Consider the following 19,885-nt stretch of genomic DNA (forward strand, 5'->3'; position numbering starts at 1 on the left):
CAAAACCTATTCATATCTGCTCGTGCGGAATCACGCAAGCGCAGGTGCGAGATCAGCGCAGCAAGCCGACGATGCGGATGATCGCCTCGTTCATCGAGGCCAGGTGGGTGATCCCGGGCGGCAGCTCGCGCCAGCCCGGCCCGCCGGTCATGATCGGGCTGGTCGGGCGGAGCACCGGCAGCCGGGTCAGCGGAGCGGGGTCGCCCGTCTCGGCCAGCTGCGACCAGACGAAGACGACGGCGGGGTTGAGGCGGCGCATCGCGTCGCCCAGCGCCGAGAACGGCGTGCGCGCGCCCAGCACCCGGACCTCCACCGAGTGCTCCGACGCCAGGGCGGCGGCCAGCGCGAACACGGGCAGGCTGTGCTGCTCGTCGGCCGCGCAGGCCAGCAGGGCCGGCCGGGGGTTGATGGGCAGGGCCGGGCGCCCGATCCGCGCGGTGAAGGCGGCCATGACCCGCTCGGAGAAGACGTGCTCCACGTCCACCCCGACGCCCGTGGCGGCCTGCCGCCTGCTGATCACCGCGAACGCGGGCAGGATCAGCCGGTCCCACGTCTCGGTGACCCCGAACCTGCCCAGGCCCGCCTCGACCGCCTCGGCCACCGACCAGCTGTCCAGCGCGATGGCGGCCCGCGCGAGCCGCCCGGCCAGCTGCTCGACCGGCAGCTCCGGCCGGATCTTCCCCCGTGGCGCGGGAGGTTCGGGCGTCCGGGGCGCATGGTCCGCCGGGACCGAGCGGATGCGCAGCGCGGCCTGCGCCGCCTCGGCCGGGGGCGCGCCGGCCTTGATCAGCCGGTTCATCTCCTCCAGGCGGGTCAGGTCCAGCGCGCCGTACCGGCGGTGGCCGCCCGGGCTGCGGGAGCTCGGGCCGATGCCGTAGCGGAGGTTCCAGGTGCGCAGGGTGGGCGCGGGCACGCCGAGCCGGCGCGCCACCGCGCCGATCCCGTAACTCAGGCCGTCCTGCGTTTCGTCCATGTATGAGTCCGATCGGTTCCCGTGGATGACAAATCATGCCCTGCCTGGGACACCTCTCGCCGATTCCTTCGGGCGCGACCTCGCAACGGATGCAACCGGTGAGCGGCCGGTTTCCGAAGGTGTTCTTGTGAAGGAAATCGCCAGGGAAACCGTCGTCGTGCTGTTCAACCGCGACCTGCGGGTCGGCGACCATCCCGCGCTCGCCGAAGCCTGCGCGGGGGCCCGGCACGTGCTGCCGCTCTTCGTGCTCGACCCCGGGATGGACGCGCGCGGCCGGGCCGGTTTCCTGGCCGAGTGCCTGGCCGACCTGCGGGCCTCACTCCGCGACCGCGGCGGCGACCTGGTGGTCCGCCGCGGCGACCCGGCGGCCGAGGCGGTACGGCTGGCGCGCGAGGTGAACGCGTCCGCCGTCTGGGCCTCCGCCGACGTGACCGCGTACGCGCGGGCCAGGGAACGGCGGCTGGCCCGGGACTGCGAGCGGGAACGGCTGGAGTTCCGGCTGTTCCCCGGGGTCACGGTGGTCCCGCCCGGCCGGTTGATCCCCACCGGCGGGGATCACTACAAGGTGTTCACGCCGTACTGGCGGGCGTGGGCGGGGACGCGGTGGCGGGAACTCGTGGAGGCGCCGGAGCGGGTGAGCCTGCCGCCCGGGGTCGAGCCGGGGGAGCTGCCGGAGGCGGAGCGGGAGCCGTACGTGCCGGGTGGGGAGAGCAGGGTGCGGCGGCGGATGGAGCTGTGGCTGCGGCACGGCCTGGAGGACTACGCGGCCGGGCACGACGACCTGGCGGGGGACCGGACGTCGCGGCTGAGCCCGTACCTGCACTTCGGGTGTGTGTCGCCGCTGGAGCTGGCCCGGCTGGGATCGCGGAACGAGGAGTTCGTACGGCAGCTGTGCTGGCGTGACTTCTACCACCAGGTCACCTACGCGTTTCCTGAAATTTCACGACGTGATTATCGGCCGCGTGGGCGGGACTGGAACGAGGACAAGGACGTCGCCCAGGCCTGGCGGGAAGGAATGACCGGAATTCCCATTGTGGACGCCGGCATGCGGCAGCTCGCCGCCGAGGGCTGGATGCACAACCGGGCCCGCCTGATCGTCGCCTCGTACCTCACCAAGACCCTGGGCGTGGACTGGCGCGTGGGCGCCGACCACTTCGCCGACCTGCTCCTGGACGCCGACGTGGCCAACAACTGCGGCAACTGGCAGTGGATGGCGGGCACCGGCAACGACACCCGCCCCAACCGCGTGCTCAACCCGATCCGCCAGGCCAGGAAGTTCGACCCCGAGGGGGAGTACGTCCGGCGCTACGTCCTGGAACTCCAGTCCTACCCCGGCGGGGCCGTCCACGAGCCGTGGCGGCTCTCCCGCCCGGTGCGCGGCTACCCGTCACCGATCACAGCACAGGCCTGACCGCTGGGCGAGTTGGCCCTGCTATTTCAGGAAATCGGGCATAGCGCGCGATACGATGCGCCCATGGCCGACCGCAATCCCCCGGGCGGTGTGGACGTTTCGACGCCCAACTCCGCGCGCATCTATGACTACATGCTCGGGGGCAAGGACAACTTCGCCGTCGACCGGGCGGCGGCGGCCGAGATCCTGAACGTCTTCCCGGAGTCCCGAGAGGGCGCCAGGGCCAACAGGAAGTTCCTGGGCGACGCGGTGCGGTTCATGGCACGGTCCGGGATCCGGCAGTTCCTGGACATCGGGGCGGGCCTGCCCACGCAGGACAACGTGCACCAGGTAGCGCGGCAGGAGGCTCCGGACGCGCGGGTGGTCTACGTGGACCGGGACCCCGTGGTCTGCGTGCACGGGCGCGCGATCCTGGCCAGCGACGCGGGCGTCTCGATGGTCGAGGCGGACCTCGCCGACGGCGAGAAGGTCACGGCGGGGGCGAGCGAGACCGGCCTGATCGACTGGTCCCAGCCGCTGGGCGTGCTGATGGCCGGCGTGCTCCACCACCTCCCCGACCCGTACGACCAGGTGGCCAAGATCCGCGAGGCGATGGCCCCGGGCAGCTACCTGGTGATCAGCCACATGACCGTCCAGGAGTCCCGCCGCGGCGACACCGACGTGGTCAACGACACCTTCACCACCCCGCGCGGCGGCGGACTGTTCCCCCGTACGGTCGAGGAGATCGACCGTTTCTTCGGGGACTTCGAGAGGCTGGACACCCTCGACTTCATCGAGGCCTCCGTGCTGCGCAGGTTCGCCGCCCTCGGCTGGGGCGGAGTCGCCAGGAAGCCGTGAGATCGGGCGATCTATCCTGGCCTGATGGCACACGTTGAGGCGGTCAGCAGCAGCGGCGCGTACACCTTCAGCAAGCCCAACCAGGATGTGATCCGCCTGCTCGCCGGGCTCGGCGTGGAGGGCGACGCGCACCAGGGCGTCACGGTCAAGCACCGCTCCCGGATGGCCCGCGACCCCAGCCAGCCCAACCTCCGCCAGGTCCACCTCATCCACGCCGAGTTCCACGACGAGCTGGCCGGCTCCGGCTTCTCCGTACGCGCGGGCGACATGGGGGAGAACGTCACCACCCGGGGTCTGGACCTGCTGGGGCTGCCCACCGGGACCAGGCTCCGGCTCGGCCCCGAGGCCGTGATCGAGGTGACCGGCCTGCGCAATCCGTGCGCGCAGCTCGACCGGTTCCAGGACGGCCTGATGAAGGAGTGCGTCTACCGCGACGAGGACGGCGAGCTGGTCCGCAGGGCGGGCGTGATGGCCGTCGTGATCACCGGCGGCGAGATCCGTCCCGGGGACCCGATCGCCGTGACCTACCCGCCCGAGCCGCACACGGCCCTGGTGCCCGTCTAAAAGAGGGCCAGGGATTCGGCCGGGACGTACCCCTCCAGGGCGGCCGAGGCGAACAGCCGGCCTTCGGCGATCTCGCGGACGCAGACGTAGGAGTAGCGGTCGGCCGAGTAGACGCGGATGGCGTCCGCGCGGGCCTGGCGCATCAGGACCTCGTCCCAGTCGTCGGTGACGTCGGCGAAGCCCAGCTCCTGGAGGGCGGGACGGCGGGCGAGCAGGGTGCCGCCGGCGACCTCGGCCAGGAACCGGTGCTCGGTGCCGGGCTGGCGGAGCAGGGTGGCCCCGGCGACCTGGATGTAGCAGGAGGCCTTGCCGATGATCTCCGCGTCGGTGGCGGCGAAGTGGCGGAGGGCGTCGGCGAGGTAGTGCTCGCCGTACAGGTCGCGGGGGTCGAAGACGGCGACGTGGTCGCCGTCGGCGAGGCGGAGGGCGCGGTCGAGGGCGGCGCCGCGGGTGAGCGGGCCCGCGGTGCGGATGACCGCCTCCACGTCCAGGCCGTGCAGCGACTTCTCCACGAGCCCGGCGTCCAGGCCGTCGGCCACGATCACCAGCTGCTCCGGGCGGCGGAGCTGGCGGGCCAGCTGGGCGACCAGATGGTCCAGCTCGCCGGGCGAGGCCACGGCCGCGATGGCGGTGACGACGCCGCTGTTGCGGACGCTGGGCACCCCGATCGTGTCCATGATCGGATCCAGGTACGGCGTGACCGCCGTGGTCGCCCGCCAGGCCAGATGGGCGTTCGGGACGGCCTCGCCGAGGTCCGCCGGGGGCTTGGCGCCGGCCAGCCGGACCACGGGCGTGCCGCACGCCTCGATCTCGGCGATCACCCGGGGGTCGGCGTCCACCCCGGCGAGCACCGCGGCGGGCTGCCGGTAGGCCGTCAGCACGTCGTCGTAGCTGGACTTGTCGGTGGACGACTGGCCGATCAGCGGCTCCCACTCGCCCTCGACCGAGCCGAGCGTGCGGATCTCACCGGTCCGGCCGCCGGCCGCCGGGATCTGGTTGTGCACCCGCGGCTGCACGGTGTGCGGCAGCACGCCCACCCGGTCGTGGCGGAGCGCGGAGCGCCACTCCCGGGCGCGGGGTTCGCTGGTGGCCAGCACGTACTCGAACAGCTCGGCCGCGGGGAAGGCCTTCCCGACCGAGCCGGAGGAGTGCCAGTAGACCGTCTTCACGCCGCGCTTCTTGCACGCCTCGACCAGGTCGCGCAGCGCCCGCGATTGGCCGTCCATGGCCTCCAGCCAGCGCCCGCCGTTGCCCTGGCGCGGCCCCGGCCGTACCGACTCCACGAAGAGCACGTGCGGCTGGTGCTCCTCCAGCATGGCCTGCCAGTTCTCGGGGCCGAAGTTGGTGACCTGCCGCCACTCGTACCGCATGAGCGCCTCGGTCTGCCGGTCCACGATCGCCGCCACCGTCAGGTACGGCCGGACCAGCGGCCCCTTCGGCACCACGAACGACTCGGCCAGCGGCGTGGAGACCGCGGGCCCGGCGGAGTCGGGCACGACCGGCGCCACGCCGCCCTCGTTCACCACCGGGTCCGGCGTGAAGTCGGAGCGCTTGGGCGCGGGGCGTTTCTTGACGGGGGCCTTGAGCGTCCTGGCCACCGTGCCGGGGTTCTTCGTCTGGATCGCGTCGCCGAGCTGGGACCACCGGCTGCCCTGCACCGATTCGAGCTTCCACTGCGCCACCTCGGTCAGGTAGCGCTGCTCGGCCAGGTGCTTGGCCAGCTGGGCGGCCTGCCTTTCGACCGCCCTGAGCCGGGCTTCGGCGGTCTTGGCCCTGGTCAGGGCGTCGGCCTCGGTGCGGGCGGCCTCGTCCAGCCGCGCCTGGTAGTCGACGAGCAGCCGGGCCAGTTCGGCGGCGCCCGCAGCCTGCTCGACGGCCTGCGCCAGGGCCCGCCGGACGCTCTCCAGCTCACTCATAGCGGTCACAATATCCGCATACCGGGCAGCGGAAGACGTCAATACGGCACCAAGCGCACCCCTCACCTCCTTAAACTCGTCGGAATACCGATCGGGAGGACACACGTGCGCAGAGGTGAGTGGCCGACATACCTGGCCAGGCCGTATGTGTGTGGTGCATTCGGGCCCTTCGACCAGTCCAGGCTGGACCTGCTGGCCCGCTCCGGGCCGCCGGTGGACGCCGCGTACGTCACGCGGGACGCCGCCGTGCTGAGCTCGGGGCCGCTCACGCCGTACGACAGCGGGCCGACCATGGCCGCGTTCTCGTGGGGCGACCGCAGGCCCATCGCCGGCGGGGACTGGCTGCGCGTCGCCGAGACCTTCGAGGCGCCCGGCCTCATCGACGCGCCGGACGCGGTGACGCTGCACACCGGCGCGTTCGGGCTCATCGACGTGTACTACCTGACCGACGGCGACGCCGTGTACTTCTCCGGCCTGATCGAGCCGCTGCTGGCGCTGGCGCGGCGGCCGTACGAGGTCAACTGGGACGCGTGGGCGGCCATCCTCAAGCTCACCTACCCACTGCTGGAGGACACCCCGTACGCGCAGATCAAGCGGCTGCCCGGGGCGACGGCGCTGAGCTGGTCGCGGACCAGGGGGCGGCTGGGCGTGGACCGGCGGGCGCCGCGCTGGGTGCGCGAGGAGCCGTTCGACCGGGGGATCACCGGCGGCGACATCGTGGCGCTGCTGCACGAGGCGCTCAAGCCGTACGAGAAGGTGCTGGTGCCGGTCAGCGGCGGGTACGACTCGCGGCTGCTGGCCAGCGTGGCGGTGGCCCAGCGCAAGGACATCGTCTCCTGGACGACCAGCCCGGACGACGGGCTGGACAACGACCTCGACTTCGCCAGGTACATCACCCGCGAGCTGGGCGTCGAGCACCGGATCGTGCCGCAGCGGGCCGAGGACTACCCGGACGAGGCCCGCTGGGCGGCCCGGCGGCTGGAGTACCTGACCAGCCACCACGCCTGGTACTCGCCGTTCGCCCGGGAGGTCCACCAGGCCGGCCGGGCGGTCGTGGACGGGCTGGCCGGCGGGCCGCTGATGAAGAACTTCCTGATCACCGCGGACGCGGTGGGCGCGGGCACCGGCCAGGACCGCAGGCGGGCCCTGCTGGCCGCGCTGGCCGTGGGCGACCCGCACCTGCCGGTGCTGGGCGAGCGGGCCTCCGCGTGGATGGACGACACCGTGAGCACCGCCTTCGACCAGGCCACCTCCATGCTGCGCGGCCACCGCAGCGAGCTGCCGCTGAGCGTGCTGCACACCAGGACCGCGCGCGGCATCGCCCGCTCCCCGGTCAACCTGGTCGGCCCGGAGGCGACGCCGGTCTTCCCGTTCCTGTATCCGGACTTCTTCGACGCGGCGCTCTCGGTGCCGGTCGCCAGGAAGGAGGGCGGGCGCTTCTACCGCGAGATCCTGCGCGCCGCCAACCCGAAGGTGGCCGCGCTGCCCTCCACCAACGGCGCGCTGCCGCACCGGCGGGTGCCGCTGCGCTCGTCCGCCCCGGCGGCGCGCGAGTGGAACCACGCGATGCTGCGCAGGGCCGCCCGCGTCCCGGGGCTGATGTCGCCGGGCATGCTGGAGGTGGTCGAGGCCGGACCGGACGCGCTGGCCGCCTTCGGATCCTGGAATTCCCGTTTCTGGCTGCGCGGTTTAGTACTTTTCGGTTCCTGGCTGACGGACTACGAGGACGTGCTGGGCGACCTCACGCCTCCCTGGAGCGCTGGTGAGATCACCGATGGTAACCGCGTGGAAACGCCAGAAAACCCGCTGTAAGGGCTACGTAATCGTTCCCTGTCAACCCAGGTCAGATGGTATTTTCTGGCAACCGCCGCACTGAGCTGCGGACTTGAACAACCCTCCTCCCCCGTAAAGCGATGTTCGATGACTGTTGCTTCGCCATGCCCAGAGCCGGTCTCTGACACCGGGATGTCACCCGATCCCGGCTGGTACAAGAGGGCCGTTTTCTACGAGGTGCTCGTCCGCGGCTTCAAGGATTCCAACGGCGACGGCACCGGCGACCTGCGCGGGCTGATCGAGAAGCTGGACTACGTCAAGTGGCTCGGCGTCGACTGCCTCTGGCTGCTGCCGCTCTACCAGTCGCCGCTGCGCGACGGCGGCTACGACATCTCCGACTACATGAAGATCCTGCCGGAGTTCGGCGACCTGACCGACTTCACGGCGATGATCGAGGCGGCCCACCGGCGCGGCCTGCGGGTCATCACGGACCTGGTGATGAACCACACCAGCGACAAGCACCCGTGGTTCCAGGCTTCCCGCGAGGACCCCGACGGGCCCTACGGCGACTTCTACGTCTGGACCGACGACCCCACCACGTACGACGGCGTGCCGATCGTCTTCGTCGGCGCGGAGGAGTCCAACTGGACCTACGACCCGGTCCGCCGCCAGTACTACTGGCACCGCTTCTTCCACCACCAGCCCGACCTCAACTACGACAACCCGGTCGTCCAGGAGACCATGCTGGACGTGCTCCGGTTCTGGCTGGACCTGGGCGTGGACGGGTTCCGGCTGGACGCGGTGCCGTACCTGTTCGAGCGGGAGGGCACGGACTGCTCCGGGCTGCCGGAGACGCACGCGTACCTGAAGCGCATCCGCGCCGAGGTGGACGCCAACTACCCGGACCGGGTCCTGCTGGCCGAGGCCAACGGCTGGCCCGAGGACGTGGTGGAGTACTTCGGCGACCCGCTCACCGGCGGCGACGAGTGCCACATGGCCTTCCACTTCCCGCTCATGCCCCGCATCTTCATGGCCGTACGGCGCGGCGACAGGGAACCCATCTCGGAGATCATGTCGCGGACCCCGAAGCTCCCCGAGACCGCCCAGTGGGGCATCTTCCTCCGCAACCACGACGAGCTCACCCTCGAGCAGGTCACCGAGGAAGAACGCGACTACATGCACAACGAGTACGCCAAGGACCCGCGCATGCGGGCCTACCTCGGCATCCGGCGCCGGCTGGCCCCCCTGCTGGAGAACGACCGCGACCAGATCGAGCTGTTCACGGCCCTGCTGCTGTCCATGCCCGGCTCCCCGGTCATGTACTACGGCGACGAGATCGGCATGGGCGACAACATCTGGCTGGAGGACCGCGACGCGGTCCGCACCCCGATGCAGTGGAGCCCGGACCGCAACGCCGGCTTCTCCCAGGCCGACCCGGGGCGGCTCTACCTGCCCGCGGTGATGGATCCGATCTACGGGTTCCCCTCGGTCAACGTGGAGGCGCAGCAGCAGAACCCGTCCTCGCTGCTCCAGTTCACCCGGCAGATGCTGGAGATCCGCCGCCAGCACCCGGTCTTCGGCACGGGGGCGTACATCGAGCTGTGGTCGCACAACCCGGCCGTGCTCGCGTTCCTGCGCGAGGACGGCGGGGACCGGGTGCTCTGCGTCAACAACCTGTCCAAGCACCCGCAGCCGGTGGAGCTGGACCTGCGCAGGTTCCAGGGCTGCACGCCGGTGGAGTGCCGGGGCGGCGTGCCGTTCCCGACCGTGGGCGAACTGCCGTACCTGCTGACCCTGCCGGGTCACGGGTTCTACTGGTTCGCCCTGAAGGACTGAAAAGGCTGGCGGGCTGACCTGGGCGCGGACGGGCGCGGTTCCGGGTCCGGGTCAGCCCGCCGTCACCGGCACGCGGGCGCGGGCGGCCCGGCGGGCCGGGATGAGGGCGACGAGCAGGCACGCGCCCACCGCGATCAGCACGGCGGCGGCGAGGGTGGCGGGGGTCGGGGCGCGGCCGATCCCGGCGCCCACGCCGCTGCCGTGCCCCTCCCAGTCGATCAGCGCCCGGGACAGCAGGGCCCCGGCCGCCGCGCCGGACAGCACGCCCAGCACGGCCAGGATGCCCGTCCCGGTCACGAGGGTGGCCATGACCTGGCGGGGGGTCAGGCCCATGGCCTGGAGCACGGCCAGGTCGCGCCGGTGGTCGCGCAGGCCAAGGGCGCTGGCGGTGAGCAGGGTGGTCAGGCCGATCAGGGCCAGCACGACGACCAGCGCGACGATGATCACGCGGATGACGGCCAGGCGGTCGGCCGGGTTGACCGTCTGGGTGACCTCCAGGCCGCGATCCGACCCGAGGAGCCTCGCCCTGACCTCCCGGGCGTCCGCGCCGTCCTTCAGCACGAGCGCGTAGAAGTGCGGCGGCACGGCGTCCTTGGCGGCCAGGGTGTCGATGCCGAAGGAGAGGACCTCGCCGTCCTGCTCGGGTTCGATCACCCGGCCGACGATGTGCACGATCAGCGGGGTGCCGCCGACGGTCAGCCGGACCCGGTCGCCGATCCGGATGCTGAGCAGGTCGAGCAGGCCCTGCCCGGCGACCGCCTCGCCGCGTTCGCGGAACATGCGGCCCTCGATGACGTGGAACGGGTAGGGCGCGGTGGACGAGCCCAACGCCCGGGTCCGCACCGTTCTGGTCTGCCAGGGGACGAGGGCGTCCAGTTCGACGCCGGGGTAGGCGGCGAGCACGGCCGGGTCGGCCATCGCGCGCAGGCGCGCCTCGCCCGCGCCGAGGTCCCCGGGCCGGACGGACAGGGCCGCGGCCTGGCCGACCTTGGCCGGGTTCGCCGTGAAGTCGTCGAGGGTGGCCCAGCAGCCCAGGCCGATGGTGATCATCATCATCGGGACGGCCAGGCCGGCGCTGGTGAGGACCGCGGGGGTGCGCCGGGTGAACGCGTCCCGGGTGCCGAGGACCAGGGCGGGCGGGAGCCGTACCAGGAGGGCGAGGCGGGCCAGGCGGGACAGGCGGCCGTGGGGCGGGACCGCCGGAGCGGCCGGGATGGGGGCGGTCCTGCCGCCGCGCCAGGCGGGCAGCAGGACGGCGACCAGGACGATCAGGATGGTGCCGAGGCCGATCGCGGCCAGTTGGCCGGGGGAGGGCGGCACCCGCAGCGTGGCGGCGGTGATCACGTGCCCGGCGGCCAGGCCGATCAGGATGCCGAGCAGCCCCAGCAGCCCGTGCTCCGCCAGGAGCATGGCGGAGACCTGCCGGGGCGTGAAGCCGAGCGATTTGAGCGTGGCCAGGTCGCGCAGCTGGCCGAGCACCCGGCCGCCGGTCGCGTTGGCCAGCGCCAGCGCCGCGCCCACCAGGCCGGCCGCGCCGAACAGCGCGAGCAGCAGGCCGAGCAGCCGGTTGTCCAGTTCCATGGAGGCCCGCACCTCGCGCCAGGTGGCGACCCGCTGCACCTGCCCGGCCAGGACGGTCACCGACCGCTGCACCACCAGGTTGGTGTCCTCGGGGTCGGCGAGCCGCAGGCCCGTGACGTTCTCGCTGCGGCCGGGCGCGGGCTCGACCGTGCTCAGCGTCTGCCGGAGCGTCCAGGCCAGGCCGGGCGCCCAGTCGGGATAGAAGCCCTGGTCGCCGCTCTCCGCGACGCCCTTCACGAAGAGGGCGTGGGTGGCGCCGTCCAGGCCGGTCACGGTGAAGGCGCTGCCCGGCCGCAGCCCGGTGGCCGTCGCGAACGAGCGCTCCACGACCACGCCGCCGGGGTCGGCGGGGTCCAGCCACCGGCCCTCGGTCATCAGCGGTGTGGCGACCTTCGGGGGCACGGCGGGGGCCTCCTGGAGGGCGACGGGCACCTTGCGGCCGCCGGCCGCCAGCGTGGCGGGCGCGCTCACGTAGGGCCCGGCGATCTCGGTGACGCCCGTCAGGCCCCGCAGTTCCGCGACGTCGGGCGCGTCCTTGGTGTGGATCCAGACGTGCGCGCCATGGCCGCGGGTGAACAGCCCGCGCCACGGGTTGGTGCCCTCCTCCAGCAGCGTCGCGGCCGTCACCAGCGCCGCCACGATCCCCGCCACGGCCAGCACCGTGAGCGCCACCTGCGCCCGCCTGGCCAGGAGATCCGCCCGGATCCACCGCCACTCAGCGACCATCGCCGGACCCCTCGGTGTCGCCCACGGTGAATTCCATGTCGCGCACGGTATCCATCGCCACCGACATTTCCGCGCCCCGCGTCCCGCCGGTCATCTCCCGGTGCCGTCCCCGGTGCGTGCCGGGTCGGGATCCGCCGTCTCCGACGATTTCGCGCGCCACGCGCCGCCGGTCATCCGCGCAACTCCACCACGTCGCCCGCGGTGCCGGGCGGGAGCCGGCGGCGGCGCATGGACGCGTCGTCCACGATCATCCCGTCGGCCAGCGTCACCACGCGATCGGCCTTGCTGGCCACCTTGGCGTCATGCGTCACCACCACGACCGTCTGTCCCTGCCGGTGCACCTCGCCGAGGAGTTTCAGCACGTCGCGCGTGTTGCGGCTGTCCAGGTTGCCGGTCGGCTCGTCGGCCAGCAGCAGCCGGGGGCCGTTGGCCAGCGCGCGGGCCAGGGCGACCCGCTGCTGCTCGCCGCCGGACAGCTCGGCCGGGGCGGCGAACGCGCGCTCGGTCAGGCTCAGCTCGCCCAGCAGGTACTCGCGCCGCTCCCGCGCCTCCCGGGGCGACATTCCCGCCAATAACGCAGGTAACTCCACGTTGTCGGCCACGGTCATGTTGGTGACCAGGTTGTAGAACTGGAACACGAACCCGATCTTCTTGCGGCGCAGCACGGCCCACGCGCTCTCCGAGAGCGTGTCCACCCGCTTGCCGTCGAGCCAGATCTCCCCGCTCGTCCGGACGTCGAGCCCGCCCAGCATGTGCACGAGCGTGGACTTCCCCGACCCGGACGGGCCCATGATCGCGACGAACTCGCCCGCCTCCACGGCGAAGTCCACGCCGCGCACCGCGGGCACCGGCACACCCCCGTTCTGGTAGATCCGCACCAGGTTGAGCGTGCGCAGAACAGTCATGTCACGAGGTCCTCCTGGCAGCGTTCCAGCCAGTCGAGGTCGGCCTGCAGGTGCAGGGTGGCGCCCTCGATGAGCAGGAGAGCGACCCGATCCCCCGGGTCGGTGCGCTCGGCGAGTTCGGTGAGATCCCGCATGAGCGAGAGGTAGTGGCGGCGCTGCCGGTTGATCAGCGCCATCCGGTCGGCGATGCCGGTGAGCGGCGCGAGCACCAGCTTCATGAAGAACTCGTCGCGTACGCGCGGGCCCTCGGTCGGCTCGTCGACCCAGGTCTCCAGGGCCTCCCGGCCGTCGGCGGTGAGGTAGTAGACCTTCTTGTTCGGGCGGTTGGACTGCTCCACGTCGACGGCCCTGACCAGTCCGTCCTTCTCCAGGCGGCCGAGCGTGACGTAGATCTGCCCGATGTTGGGGGACGGGTAGGCGCTGCCGAAGGTCTGCTCCAGGGCCTGTTTCAACTCGTAGCCGTGGGCAGGTTCCTTCGCCAGGAGTGCCAGCAGCGGCAGCCGCACCCGCCCACCTCCGTTACCGAATTGCCGGTTGACGTCCACATTAGCGCTATGCATAACATGCATGCACCTACCTAACACGTATGTAAAGCGATGTTCACGCGGAGGAAAAGATGATGCGTCGAACGCTTGCGTTCCTGGTCGCTCTGGCGACCGGGTGCTCGGCGCTCGGCGCGCCCGGCGGCGAACCCCCGGCGGCGGGGCCGATCACCCTGGTCATCGGGCGGGACACCACCGCCTACCTCCGTCCCCTGCTCGAACGCTGGAACTCGGCCCACCCGGCCGAGCCGGTGACGCTGCTCGAACTGCCGGAAGCGGCCGACGAGCAGCGGGCCCAGATGGTGGCCAACCTGCAGGCGCGCTCCGACCGGTACGACGTGCTCGGGCTCGACGTCGTCTGGACCGCGGAGTTCGCCGACGCCGGCTGGATCGTGCCGCTGGACCGCGGCGCGTTCCCGCTGGCCAAGTTCCTGCCGCCGGTGGTGGACACCGCCGTGTACCAGGACAAGCTGTGGGCGGTGCCGTACACCAGCAACGCCGGGCTGCTCTACTACCGCACCGATCTGCTGGGTGCCGAGAAGCCGCCGCGGACCTGGGCCGAGCTGCGCGACCAGGCCATCCGCCTGGGCCGCGACAAGGGACTGGGCGGGTACGCCGGGCAGTTCCTCCCCTACGAGGGGCTGACGGTGAACTTCGCGGAGGCCGTGCAGTCCGCGGGCGGGTCGATCCTCAGCCCGGACGCGCGGCAGGTCACCATGGACCCGCCGGTCGCCACGACCGCCCTCGACTTCCTGGCCTCCGGCGTACGGGAGGGCTGGATCCCCCAGGAGGCCCTCTCCTACAAGGAGGAGGAGTCCCGGCTGGCGTTCCAGGAGGGGCGCCTGCTCTTCGCCCGCAACTGGCTGCCCGCCTACGGCCCGGCCACCCACTCCGCGGTGGCCGGCAAGTTCGCGGTCACCCGGCTGCCGGGGCTGCACGGCCCCGGCTCCAGCTCGCTCGGCGGCGTGAACCTGGCCGTCAGCGCGTTCTCCCGCCGGCAGCAGTCGGCGATCGACTTCATCCGGTACTTCACCGGCCTGGAAAACCAGCGCCTGGTGCTCACCGAAGGGTCCTTCCCGCCGGTGTGGACCCAGCTGTACGACGACCCGGCGCTGATCGAACGATTCCCCTACCTACCGGTGCTCAAGGAAGCCATCCTCACCGCCAGGCCCCGGCCGGTCACGGCCAACTACAACCAGGTCAGCCTGGCCGTCTCCAGCGCCGTCTCGGGCGCGCTTTCCGGCACCACCCCCGTCGAGGAGACCGTCGCCGATCTGAAGCGACAACTCGGCGAGGTCATCCGCTCAGGAGGATAACCATGCGCAAACCCGCCTATCTGCTGATCGCCGCCCTGGCCCTCACCACCGCGTGCGGCGGCGGGTCCGAAACCCCGGCGGCCCCGGCCGGGTCCGCCTCCGCCCCCGCGGCCAAGGCCCTGGCCGGCGTCAAGATCGAAGTCGCCGCCAAGTGGACCGGCGAGGAGCAGGCCAACTTCGAGCAGGTGCTGGCCGCCTTCGAGGAGAAGACCGGCGCCGACGTCGTCTACGCCTCGACCGGCGAGGACACCGGCGCCTACCTCGGCCCGCGCATCGAGGGCGGCACCCCGCCGGACGTGGCGATCCTGCCGCAGCCCGGCCTGGTCCAGCAGTACGCGGACCAGAACGCGCTCAAGCCGCTGAGCGCCGGCGTGCAGAAGCAGATCGACGACAACTACACGCCGTACTGGAAGGAGCTGGGCTCGGCCGGCGGCCAGGTCTACGGCGTGCTGGTGAAGGCGGCGCACAAGTCGCTCATCTGGTACCGGACCCCCGCGTTCGAGGACGCCGGCGCGGCCGAGGCCACCACCTGGGACGACCTGATCGGCAAGACCGCGCAGACGCTGGCCGACGCCGGCACCCCGCCGTTCTCGCTCTGCGGCGCCTCCGGCTGGACGCTCACCGACCTGTTCGAGAACGTCTACCTGTCCAGCGCGGGCCCGGAGAACTACGACAAGCTGGCCAAGCACGAGATCCCGTGGACCGACGCCACGGTCACCACGGCGCTGACCAAGATGGCGCAGATCTTCGGCAAGCCCGACTTCGTGCTCGGCGGCGCGTCCGGCGCCCTCCAGACCGACTTCCCGACCTGTGTGACCCAGGTGTACGGCGAGAAGAAGGCCGCCATGGTGATCGAGGCCGACTTCGTCGCCTCCTCCGCCACCCAGTCCGGCGCCACGGTCGGCGAGGACGCCAAGATCATGCCGTTCCCGACCGTGGGCGACACCGCCCCCGTGGTGCTCGGCGGCGACATCGGCGTGGCGCTGAAGGACACCGAGGGCGCCATGGCGCTGCTGGAGTTCCTGGCCTCCAAGGAGGGCGGCGAGATCTGGGCCAAGCTGCCCGGCTACCTGTCGCCCAACCGCAACGTCTCCCCGGACAACTACCCCAGTGAACTGACCAAGCAGCTGGCCCAGACGATCATCTCGGCCGGCGAGTCAGTCCGGTACGACATGTCCGACCTGGCCCCCAGCGCCTTCGGCGGCACCGACGGCAAGGGCGAGTGGAAGCACCTCCAGGACTTCCTCCGCGACCCGGCCGACATCAAGGGCACCCAGGAGAAGCTCGAAGCCGACGCCGCGAAGTCCTACAAGGAGTAGGTCCATGGCCACCCCCCAACCCCCGGGCGGGCGTCTCCGCCTGGGGCCGTCCCCCGCGATGGCATGGCTCTTCCTGGCCCCGGCGCTGATCCTGCTGGCCGCCTGGATGGTCTACCCGATCATCTACTCGATCTTCCGCAGCCTGCACGACTCCGGCGGGAACACCTTCGTCGGCCTGGCCAACTACGGCGCCATCTTCAGCGACCCGGCCACCCTCATCACGATCCGCAACAACATCATCTGGGTGGTGGTCGCGCCGCTGGTGGTGACCGTGCTCGGGCTGATCTTCGCGGTGCTGACCGAGCGCATCCGCTGGGCGACCGCCTTCAAGCTCGTGCTGTTCATGCCGATGGCCGTCTCGCTGCTGGCCGCCGGCGTCATCTTCCGCCTGGTCTACGAGCAGAGCCCGGACAAGGGTGTCGCCAACGCGATCATCACGACCGTGCAGAGCGTCTTCTCCGGCGACCAGGGCTACCCGGGGGCCCGCCCCCGGGAGAACGAGGCGGCGCCCGCGGCGCTCCAGAACGGCGCGGTGGTCACCAAGCAGCCGGCGCAGCCCGGTCAACCGGCGCTGATCCCGCTGGTGGGGCTGAGCCCCGACGCCGTGGCCGGCTTCCCGGCCGCGGCGGCCCCCGCCGCCGGCCCCGGCCTGTCCGGGACGATCTGGATCGACACCGTCCGCGGGGGCGGCGGCACGGTCAACCAGATCGACCCCCAGGAGCGGGGCCTGGCGGGGGTGACCGTCGAAGCGCTGGAAGGCGACACGGTCCGGGCCACCACCGAGACCGAGGCGAACGGCAGCTTCCGCTTCGAGGAGCTCACCTCCGGCTCGTACACGCTGCGGCTGCCGCAGTCCAACTTCGCCGCCGCGTTCGGGGGCGTGACGTGGCTGGGGCCGGCGCTGATCACTCCGGCGATCATCGGCGCGTACATCTGGGTCTGGGCGGGGTTCGCGATGGTGCTGATCGCCGCCGGGCTCTCCGCCATCCCCAGGGACGCGCTGGAGGCGGCCAGGATCGACGGCGCCACCGAGTGGCAGGTGTTCCGCAAGATCACCGTACCGCTGCTCTCACCGGTCCTGCTGGTGGTCTTCGTGACGATGATCATCAACGTGCTGAAGGTCTTCGACCTGGTCTTCATCATCGCGCCCGGCTCGGTCCAGCCCGACGCGAACGTGGTCGCGCTGGAGATGTGGCGGGTCTCCTTCGGCGGCGGCGGCAACCAGGGCATGGGCAGCGCGCTGGCGATCTTCCTGCTCCTGCTGGTCCTGCCGTTCATGTTCTTCAACATCCGCCGGTTCCGGAGGGACGAACGATGAGCGAGACGACCATCCAGCGCGGACCCGCCGGCCGTCTGATCGACCGGATCGGCGGCGGCGTGCTCCAGGTGGTGCTCATCCTGGTGGCGCTGTTCTGGCTGGTGCCGACCCTCGGCCTGCTGGTGGTCTCGCTGCGGAGGGAGACCGACAACAACTCCTCCGGCTGGTGGACGCTGTTCGCCAAGCCGGCGCAGCTGACCCTGGAGAACTACGGCAACCTGATCGCCTCCGGGTTCAGCGCGTCGTTCTGGAACACCGTGCTGATCACGGTGCCGGCCACGCTGCTGGTCATCGGGATCGCGGCCACGGCGGCGTACGCGTTCGCCTGGATCGAGTTCCCGGGCAGGGACGCGCTGTTCCTGGTGGTCATCGCGCTGCTGGTGGTGCCGGTGCAGATCGCCCTCATCCCGATCGCCAAGATGTACGGCGCGCTGGGCATCTTCGGCTCCGTCGCCGGGGTGGTGCTGTTCCACGTGGCCTTCGGGCTGCCGTTCGCCATCTTCCTGCTGCGCAACTTCTTCGCGGGCATCCCGCGGGAGCTGCTGGAGGCGTCCCGGATGGACGGGGCGCCGGAGTGGCGGATCTTCGTGACCGTGGTCTTCCCGCTGGCCAAGCCGGCGATCGCGTCGCTGGGCATCTTCCAGTTCCTGTGGGTCTGGAACGACCTGCTGGTGGCCCTGGTGTACGCGGACACGGAGAACCAGCCGATGACGAAGGCCCTGCAATCACAGATGAGGCAGTTCGGGACGAATGTCGACATCCTCGCGCCCGGCGCGTTCCTGTCGCTGATCATCCCGTTGGTGCTGTTCTTCGCCTTCCAGCGGTACTTCGTCCAGGGTCTGCTGGCGGGCTCGGTGAAGTAGGCCGGAAATGTACGACATCGCGCGGCGGATTCGTGCGCGCGATGTCGTACCCGGTCGGTAGGCTCCGCGACCATGACAGCACGTCCCTTACCCGAGATCATGGAAGCCGGTTGGGCCAAGGCCCTTGAGCCCGTCGCCGGGCGGATAACCGCGATGGGAGACTTCCTCCGGCAGGAGATCAGCGAAGGCCGGCAGTACCTTCCGGCCGGGTCCAATGTGCTCCGCGCGTTCCAGCAGCCGCTGGCCGACGTGCGGGTGCTGATCGTGGGGCAGGATCCGTACCCGACGCCCGGGCATCCGATCGGCCTGAGCTTCTCGGTGGCCGCCGACGTGCGCCCGCTGCCGGGCAGCCTGCGCAACATCTTCACCGAGTACACGGCCGACCTCGGCCTGCCCGCGCCGTCCAACGGGGACCTCACCCCGTGGACCGAGCAGGGGGTGCTGCTGCTCAACCGGGTGCTCACCGTGATGCCGGGCAAGCCCGCCTCGCACCGGGGCAAGGGCTGGGAGGAGGTCACCGAGCAGGCCATCCACGCGCTGGTCGAGCGCGGCGGCCCGCTGGTGGCGATCCTGTGGGGCCGCGACGCCCGGAACCTGCGGCCGATGCTGGGCCCGGTGCCGTGCATCGAGTCCGCGCACCCGAGCCCGCTGTCGGCGCGCAGCGGCTTCTTCGGCTCGCGCCCGTTCAGCCGCGCCAACGCGCTGCTGACCGAGCAGGGCGGGTCTCCGGTCGAATGGAAGCTCCCCTAGGATTCACCACCATGAGCGATGCAACGGACACCGGACGCTATCTGCGGCTGACGGTCGATCTTGTCGTAGAGGTCACCGACGTGGCCGCCCTCCAGGCCGCCGCGCTGAAGGAGATCCGTCACCCCGAAGCCGATCTGGACGCCGACGAGCGCCAGGAACAGATTGACCTCGTCAACGGCGACGAGACCGGCGCCGCGGCCCTGCAGTGGCTGATCGAGCCGGACCACGTGCTCAGCCTGGTCGACCACATCGACGAGGTGGAGCCCAGGGAGGCGATGCTCGGCGTCGAACCCTCCGACGGCACGCTCGAGGACGAGGACGACCCGCACGACCACGATCACGACTAGACCGGCACCCGGTGGACCGGCCCTTCCGCGAAGGGCCGGTCCACCGTCATGCGACGGTCATGCGACCGTCATGCCACGTGATCGGCCGGGTCGGGGGTGGGGTCTTGCTCGATGGCCGCGGCGCCGACCATGATGGGGTGCCCGTCTCCGGCGGCCCCCTGCGCCAGATCGACCACGTCGAAGACGACGCAGGTGATGTTGTCGGGGCCGCCGCCCCGGTTGGCGAGGTCGACGAGCGTGCGCGCGACGGTGTCGAGGTCGGCGACGGAGGTGAGAATCTCGTGCATCGTGTCCGGCGACACCACGGCGGGCAGCCCGTCCGAGCACAGCAGATAACGGTCGCCCGGGTACGCGCCGCGCGTGGACATGTCCGGATTCACGTTGCCGGTGCTCTCCAGCGCCCGCATCAGCATCGACCGGCGGGGATGCTCGGCCGCCTGCTCCGGCGTCATCCGCCCGTCGTCCACCAGCGACTGCACCAGCGTGTGGTCATGGGTGATCTGGTACAGCACGCCGTCGCGCAGCATGTAGCCGCGCGAGTCGCCGACGTGGGCCAGCGCGAAGCCCTGGCCGTTCCACAACATGGCGGTCAGCGTGGTGCCCATGCCGTTCATCGCCGGGTCGGCCTCAGCCATGCTCTTCAGCGTCTGGGCGGCGGTGTGCACCGCGGCCTCCAGCGCGGCCACGGGGTCGCCGTCCATGGGCAGCCCGGACAGCACTCGGATCGCGGTGGCTCCGGCGACCGCCCCGTGCGGGTGGCCGCCCATCCCGTCGGCGATGGCGAGCAGCCGCCCGCTCGCGTAGGCCGAGTCCTCGTTCTTCTGGCGGCGCTGCCCGACGTCGGATCGGGCGGCGTACCGGAGTCCCAGCGTGCTGTGTTTCATATGCACAGTAAAACATTGGTTGAA

The 19,885-nt window shown here is 71.4% G+C and carries 18 protein-coding genes; 11 read left to right on the forward strand and 7 right to left on the reverse strand.

Annotated elements, in window-relative coordinates:
* Positions 1 to 52: 52 nt before the first annotated feature.
* Positions 53 to 973 carry a MerR family transcriptional regulator gene (locus Aph01nite_RS19730; protein ID WP_204042391.1) on the reverse strand — a complete coding sequence of 307 codons (921 nt, stop codon included), beginning with the start codon at positions 971 to 973 and terminating at the stop codon, positions 53 to 55.
* A 127-nt stretch (positions 974 to 1,100) separates the two neighbouring features.
* Between Aph01nite_RS19730 and Aph01nite_RS19735 the strand changes: the two genes are divergently transcribed.
* The 3 genes from Aph01nite_RS19735 to Aph01nite_RS19745 all read left to right on the forward strand — a co-directional run bounded on the left by Aph01nite_RS19735 (position 1,101) and on the right by Aph01nite_RS19745 (position 3,785).
* The gene (locus Aph01nite_RS19735) at positions 1,101 to 2,384 is read left to right on the forward strand and encodes a cryptochrome/photolyase family protein (protein WP_239161820.1); all 1,284 of its coding nucleotides are present in this window, start codon (positions 1,101 to 1,103) and stop codon (positions 2,382 to 2,384) included.
* A gap of 63 nt (positions 2,385 to 2,447) precedes the next feature.
* Positions 2,448 to 3,221 carry an SAM-dependent methyltransferase gene (locus Aph01nite_RS19740; RefSeq protein ID WP_204042393.1) on the forward strand — a complete coding sequence of 258 codons (774 nt, stop codon included), beginning with the start codon at positions 2,448 to 2,450 and terminating at the stop codon, positions 3,219 to 3,221.
* Between the two features lie 24 nt (positions 3,222 to 3,245).
* Positions 3,246 to 3,785, forward strand: a complete 540-nt coding sequence (locus Aph01nite_RS19745) for an MOSC domain-containing protein (protein WP_373872310.1) — start codon at positions 3,246 to 3,248, stop codon at positions 3,783 to 3,785.
* Here the strand turns inward: Aph01nite_RS19745 and Aph01nite_RS19750 are convergent.
* The gene (locus Aph01nite_RS19750) at positions 3,782 to 5,701 is read right to left on the reverse strand and encodes a glycosyltransferase family protein (protein ID WP_204042394.1); all 1,920 of its coding nucleotides are present in this window, start codon (positions 5,699 to 5,701) and stop codon (positions 3,782 to 3,784) included. The two genes, Aph01nite_RS19745 and Aph01nite_RS19750, sit on opposite strands and share 4 nt — an antisense overlap.
* A gap of 105 nt (positions 5,702 to 5,806) precedes the next feature.
* On the opposite strand from Aph01nite_RS19750, the gene Aph01nite_RS19755 reads away from it, so the two are divergent.
* Together Aph01nite_RS19755 and treS are read left to right on the forward strand one after the other, a co-directional pair.
* Positions 5,807 to 7,513, forward strand: a complete 1,707-nt coding sequence (locus tag Aph01nite_RS19755; RefSeq protein ID WP_204042395.1) for an asparagine synthase-related protein — start codon at positions 5,807 to 5,809, stop codon at positions 7,511 to 7,513.
* A 153-nt stretch (positions 7,514 to 7,666) separates the two neighbouring features.
* The gene (treS, locus tag Aph01nite_RS19760) at positions 7,667 to 9,310 is read left to right on the forward strand and encodes a maltose alpha-D-glucosyltransferase (protein ID WP_239161821.1); all 1,644 of its coding nucleotides are present in this window, start codon (positions 7,667 to 7,669) and stop codon (positions 9,308 to 9,310) included.
* A gap of 51 nt (positions 9,311 to 9,361) precedes the next feature.
* Here the strand turns inward: treS and Aph01nite_RS19765 are convergent, their stop codons facing one another.
* From Aph01nite_RS19765 to Aph01nite_RS19780, 4 genes are read right to left on the reverse strand one after another with little or no spacing between them, the layout of a single operon-like run.
* Positions 9,362 to 11,617: an ABC transporter permease gene (locus Aph01nite_RS19765; RefSeq protein WP_204042397.1), complete on the reverse strand. Its 2,256-nt coding sequence runs from the start codon at positions 11,615 to 11,617 to the stop codon at positions 9,362 to 9,364.
* Entirely contained in the window at positions 11,607 to 11,777 is a 171-nt protein-coding gene (locus Aph01nite_RS19770; protein ID WP_204042398.1) for a hypothetical protein, read from the reverse strand. The genes Aph01nite_RS19765 and Aph01nite_RS19770 overlap by 11 nt, the downstream gene beginning before the upstream one ends.
* A gap of 10 nt (positions 11,778 to 11,787) precedes the next feature.
* Positions 11,788 to 12,522: an ABC transporter ATP-binding protein gene (locus Aph01nite_RS19775; RefSeq protein ID WP_204042399.1), complete on the reverse strand. Its 735-nt coding sequence runs from the start codon at positions 12,520 to 12,522 to the stop codon at positions 11,788 to 11,790.
* Complete coding sequence (locus Aph01nite_RS19780) at positions 12,519 to 13,028, reverse strand: PadR family transcriptional regulator (RefSeq protein ID WP_204042400.1); 510 nt, start codon at positions 13,026 to 13,028, stop codon at positions 12,519 to 12,521. Before Aph01nite_RS19780 ends, Aph01nite_RS19775 begins: the two co-directional genes overlap by 4 nt.
* Before the next feature lie 113 nt (positions 13,029 to 13,141).
* Between Aph01nite_RS19780 and Aph01nite_RS19785 the strand changes: the two genes are divergently transcribed.
* The 6 genes from Aph01nite_RS19785 to Aph01nite_RS19810 all read left to right on the forward strand — a co-directional run bounded on the left by Aph01nite_RS19785 (position 13,142) and on the right by Aph01nite_RS19810 (position 18,977).
* Positions 13,142 to 14,380 (forward strand): ABC transporter substrate-binding protein, encoded by a 1,239-nt coding sequence (locus tag Aph01nite_RS19785; protein WP_204042401.1) that lies wholly within the window; start codon positions 13,142 to 13,144, stop codon positions 14,378 to 14,380.
* A 2-nt stretch (positions 14,381 to 14,382) separates the two neighbouring features.
* Positions 14,383 to 15,699: an ABC transporter substrate-binding protein gene (locus Aph01nite_RS19790; protein ID WP_204042402.1), complete on the forward strand. Its 1,317-nt coding sequence runs from the start codon at positions 14,383 to 14,385 to the stop codon at positions 15,697 to 15,699.
* A gap of 4 nt (positions 15,700 to 15,703) precedes the next feature.
* Entirely contained in the window at positions 15,704 to 17,017 is a 1,314-nt protein-coding gene (locus Aph01nite_RS19795; RefSeq protein ID WP_204042403.1) for an ABC transporter permease subunit, read from the forward strand.
* Complete coding sequence (locus Aph01nite_RS19800; RefSeq protein ID WP_204042404.1) at positions 17,014 to 17,880, forward strand: carbohydrate ABC transporter permease; 867 nt, start codon at positions 17,014 to 17,016, stop codon at positions 17,878 to 17,880. The genes Aph01nite_RS19795 and Aph01nite_RS19800 overlap by 4 nt, the downstream gene beginning before the upstream one ends.
* Positions 17,881 to 17,952: 72 nt before the next feature.
* Positions 17,953 to 18,630: a uracil-DNA glycosylase gene (locus Aph01nite_RS19805; protein ID WP_204042405.1), complete on the forward strand. Its 678-nt coding sequence runs from the start codon at positions 17,953 to 17,955 to the stop codon at positions 18,628 to 18,630.
* Between the two features lie 11 nt (positions 18,631 to 18,641).
* Positions 18,642 to 18,977: a hypothetical protein gene (locus Aph01nite_RS19810; protein ID WP_204042406.1), complete on the forward strand. Its 336-nt coding sequence runs from the start codon at positions 18,642 to 18,644 to the stop codon at positions 18,975 to 18,977.
* 68 nt (positions 18,978 to 19,045) lie between these two features.
* Here Aph01nite_RS19810 and Aph01nite_RS19815 read toward each other — a convergent pair whose 3' ends face one another.
* Positions 19,046 to 19,861, reverse strand: a complete 816-nt coding sequence (locus Aph01nite_RS19815) for a PP2C family protein-serine/threonine phosphatase (RefSeq protein WP_204042407.1) — start codon at positions 19,859 to 19,861, stop codon at positions 19,046 to 19,048.
* Between the last annotated feature and the right edge of the window lie 24 nt (positions 19,862 to 19,885).

Origin of the sequence: Acrocarpospora phusangensis (assembly GCF_016862995.1) — a bacterium.
Lineage (GTDB): Bacteria > Actinomycetota > Actinomycetes > Streptosporangiales > Streptosporangiaceae > Acrocarpospora > Acrocarpospora phusangensis.

Excerpts from the sequence above, each read along its gene's own strand:
- Aph01nite_RS19730 (WP_204042391.1), bottom strand. The coding sequence starts at position 973 with ATGGACGAAACGCAGGACGGCCTGAGTTACGGGATCGGCGCGGTGGCG.
- Aph01nite_RS19740 (WP_204042393.1), top strand. The coding sequence starts at position 2,448 with ATGGCCGACCGCAATCCCCCGGGCGGTGTGGACGTTTCGACGCCCAAC.
- Aph01nite_RS19745 (WP_373872310.1), top strand. The coding sequence starts at position 3,246 with ATGGCACACGTTGAGGCGGTCAGCAGCAGCGGCGCGTACACCTTCAGC.
- Aph01nite_RS19750 (WP_204042394.1), bottom strand. The coding sequence starts at position 5,701 with ATGAGTGAGCTGGAGAGCGTCCGGCGGGCCCTGGCGCAGGCCGTCGAG.
- treS (WP_239161821.1), top strand. The coding sequence starts at position 7,667 with ATGTCACCCGATCCCGGCTGGTACAAGAGGGCCGTTTTCTACGAGGTG.
- Aph01nite_RS19765 (WP_204042397.1), bottom strand. The coding sequence starts at position 11,617 with ATGGTCGCTGAGTGGCGGTGGATCCGGGCGGATCTCCTGGCCAGGCGG.
- Aph01nite_RS19775 (WP_204042399.1), bottom strand. The coding sequence starts at position 12,522 with ATGACTGTTCTGCGCACGCTCAACCTGGTGCGGATCTACCAGAACGGG.
- Aph01nite_RS19785 (WP_204042401.1), top strand. The coding sequence starts at position 13,142 with ATGCGTCGAACGCTTGCGTTCCTGGTCGCTCTGGCGACCGGGTGCTCG.
- Aph01nite_RS19790 (WP_204042402.1), top strand. The coding sequence starts at position 14,383 with ATGCGCAAACCCGCCTATCTGCTGATCGCCGCCCTGGCCCTCACCACC.
- Aph01nite_RS19795 (WP_204042403.1), top strand. The coding sequence starts at position 15,704 with ATGGCCACCCCCCAACCCCCGGGCGGGCGTCTCCGCCTGGGGCCGTCC.
- Aph01nite_RS19800 (WP_204042404.1), top strand. The coding sequence starts at position 17,014 with ATGAGCGAGACGACCATCCAGCGCGGACCCGCCGGCCGTCTGATCGAC.
- Aph01nite_RS19805 (WP_204042405.1), top strand. The coding sequence starts at position 17,953 with ATGACAGCACGTCCCTTACCCGAGATCATGGAAGCCGGTTGGGCCAAG.
- Aph01nite_RS19810 (WP_204042406.1), top strand. The coding sequence starts at position 18,642 with ATGAGCGATGCAACGGACACCGGACGCTATCTGCGGCTGACGGTCGAT.
- Aph01nite_RS19815 (WP_204042407.1), bottom strand. The coding sequence starts at position 19,861 with ATGAAACACAGCACGCTGGGACTCCGGTACGCCGCCCGATCCGACGTC.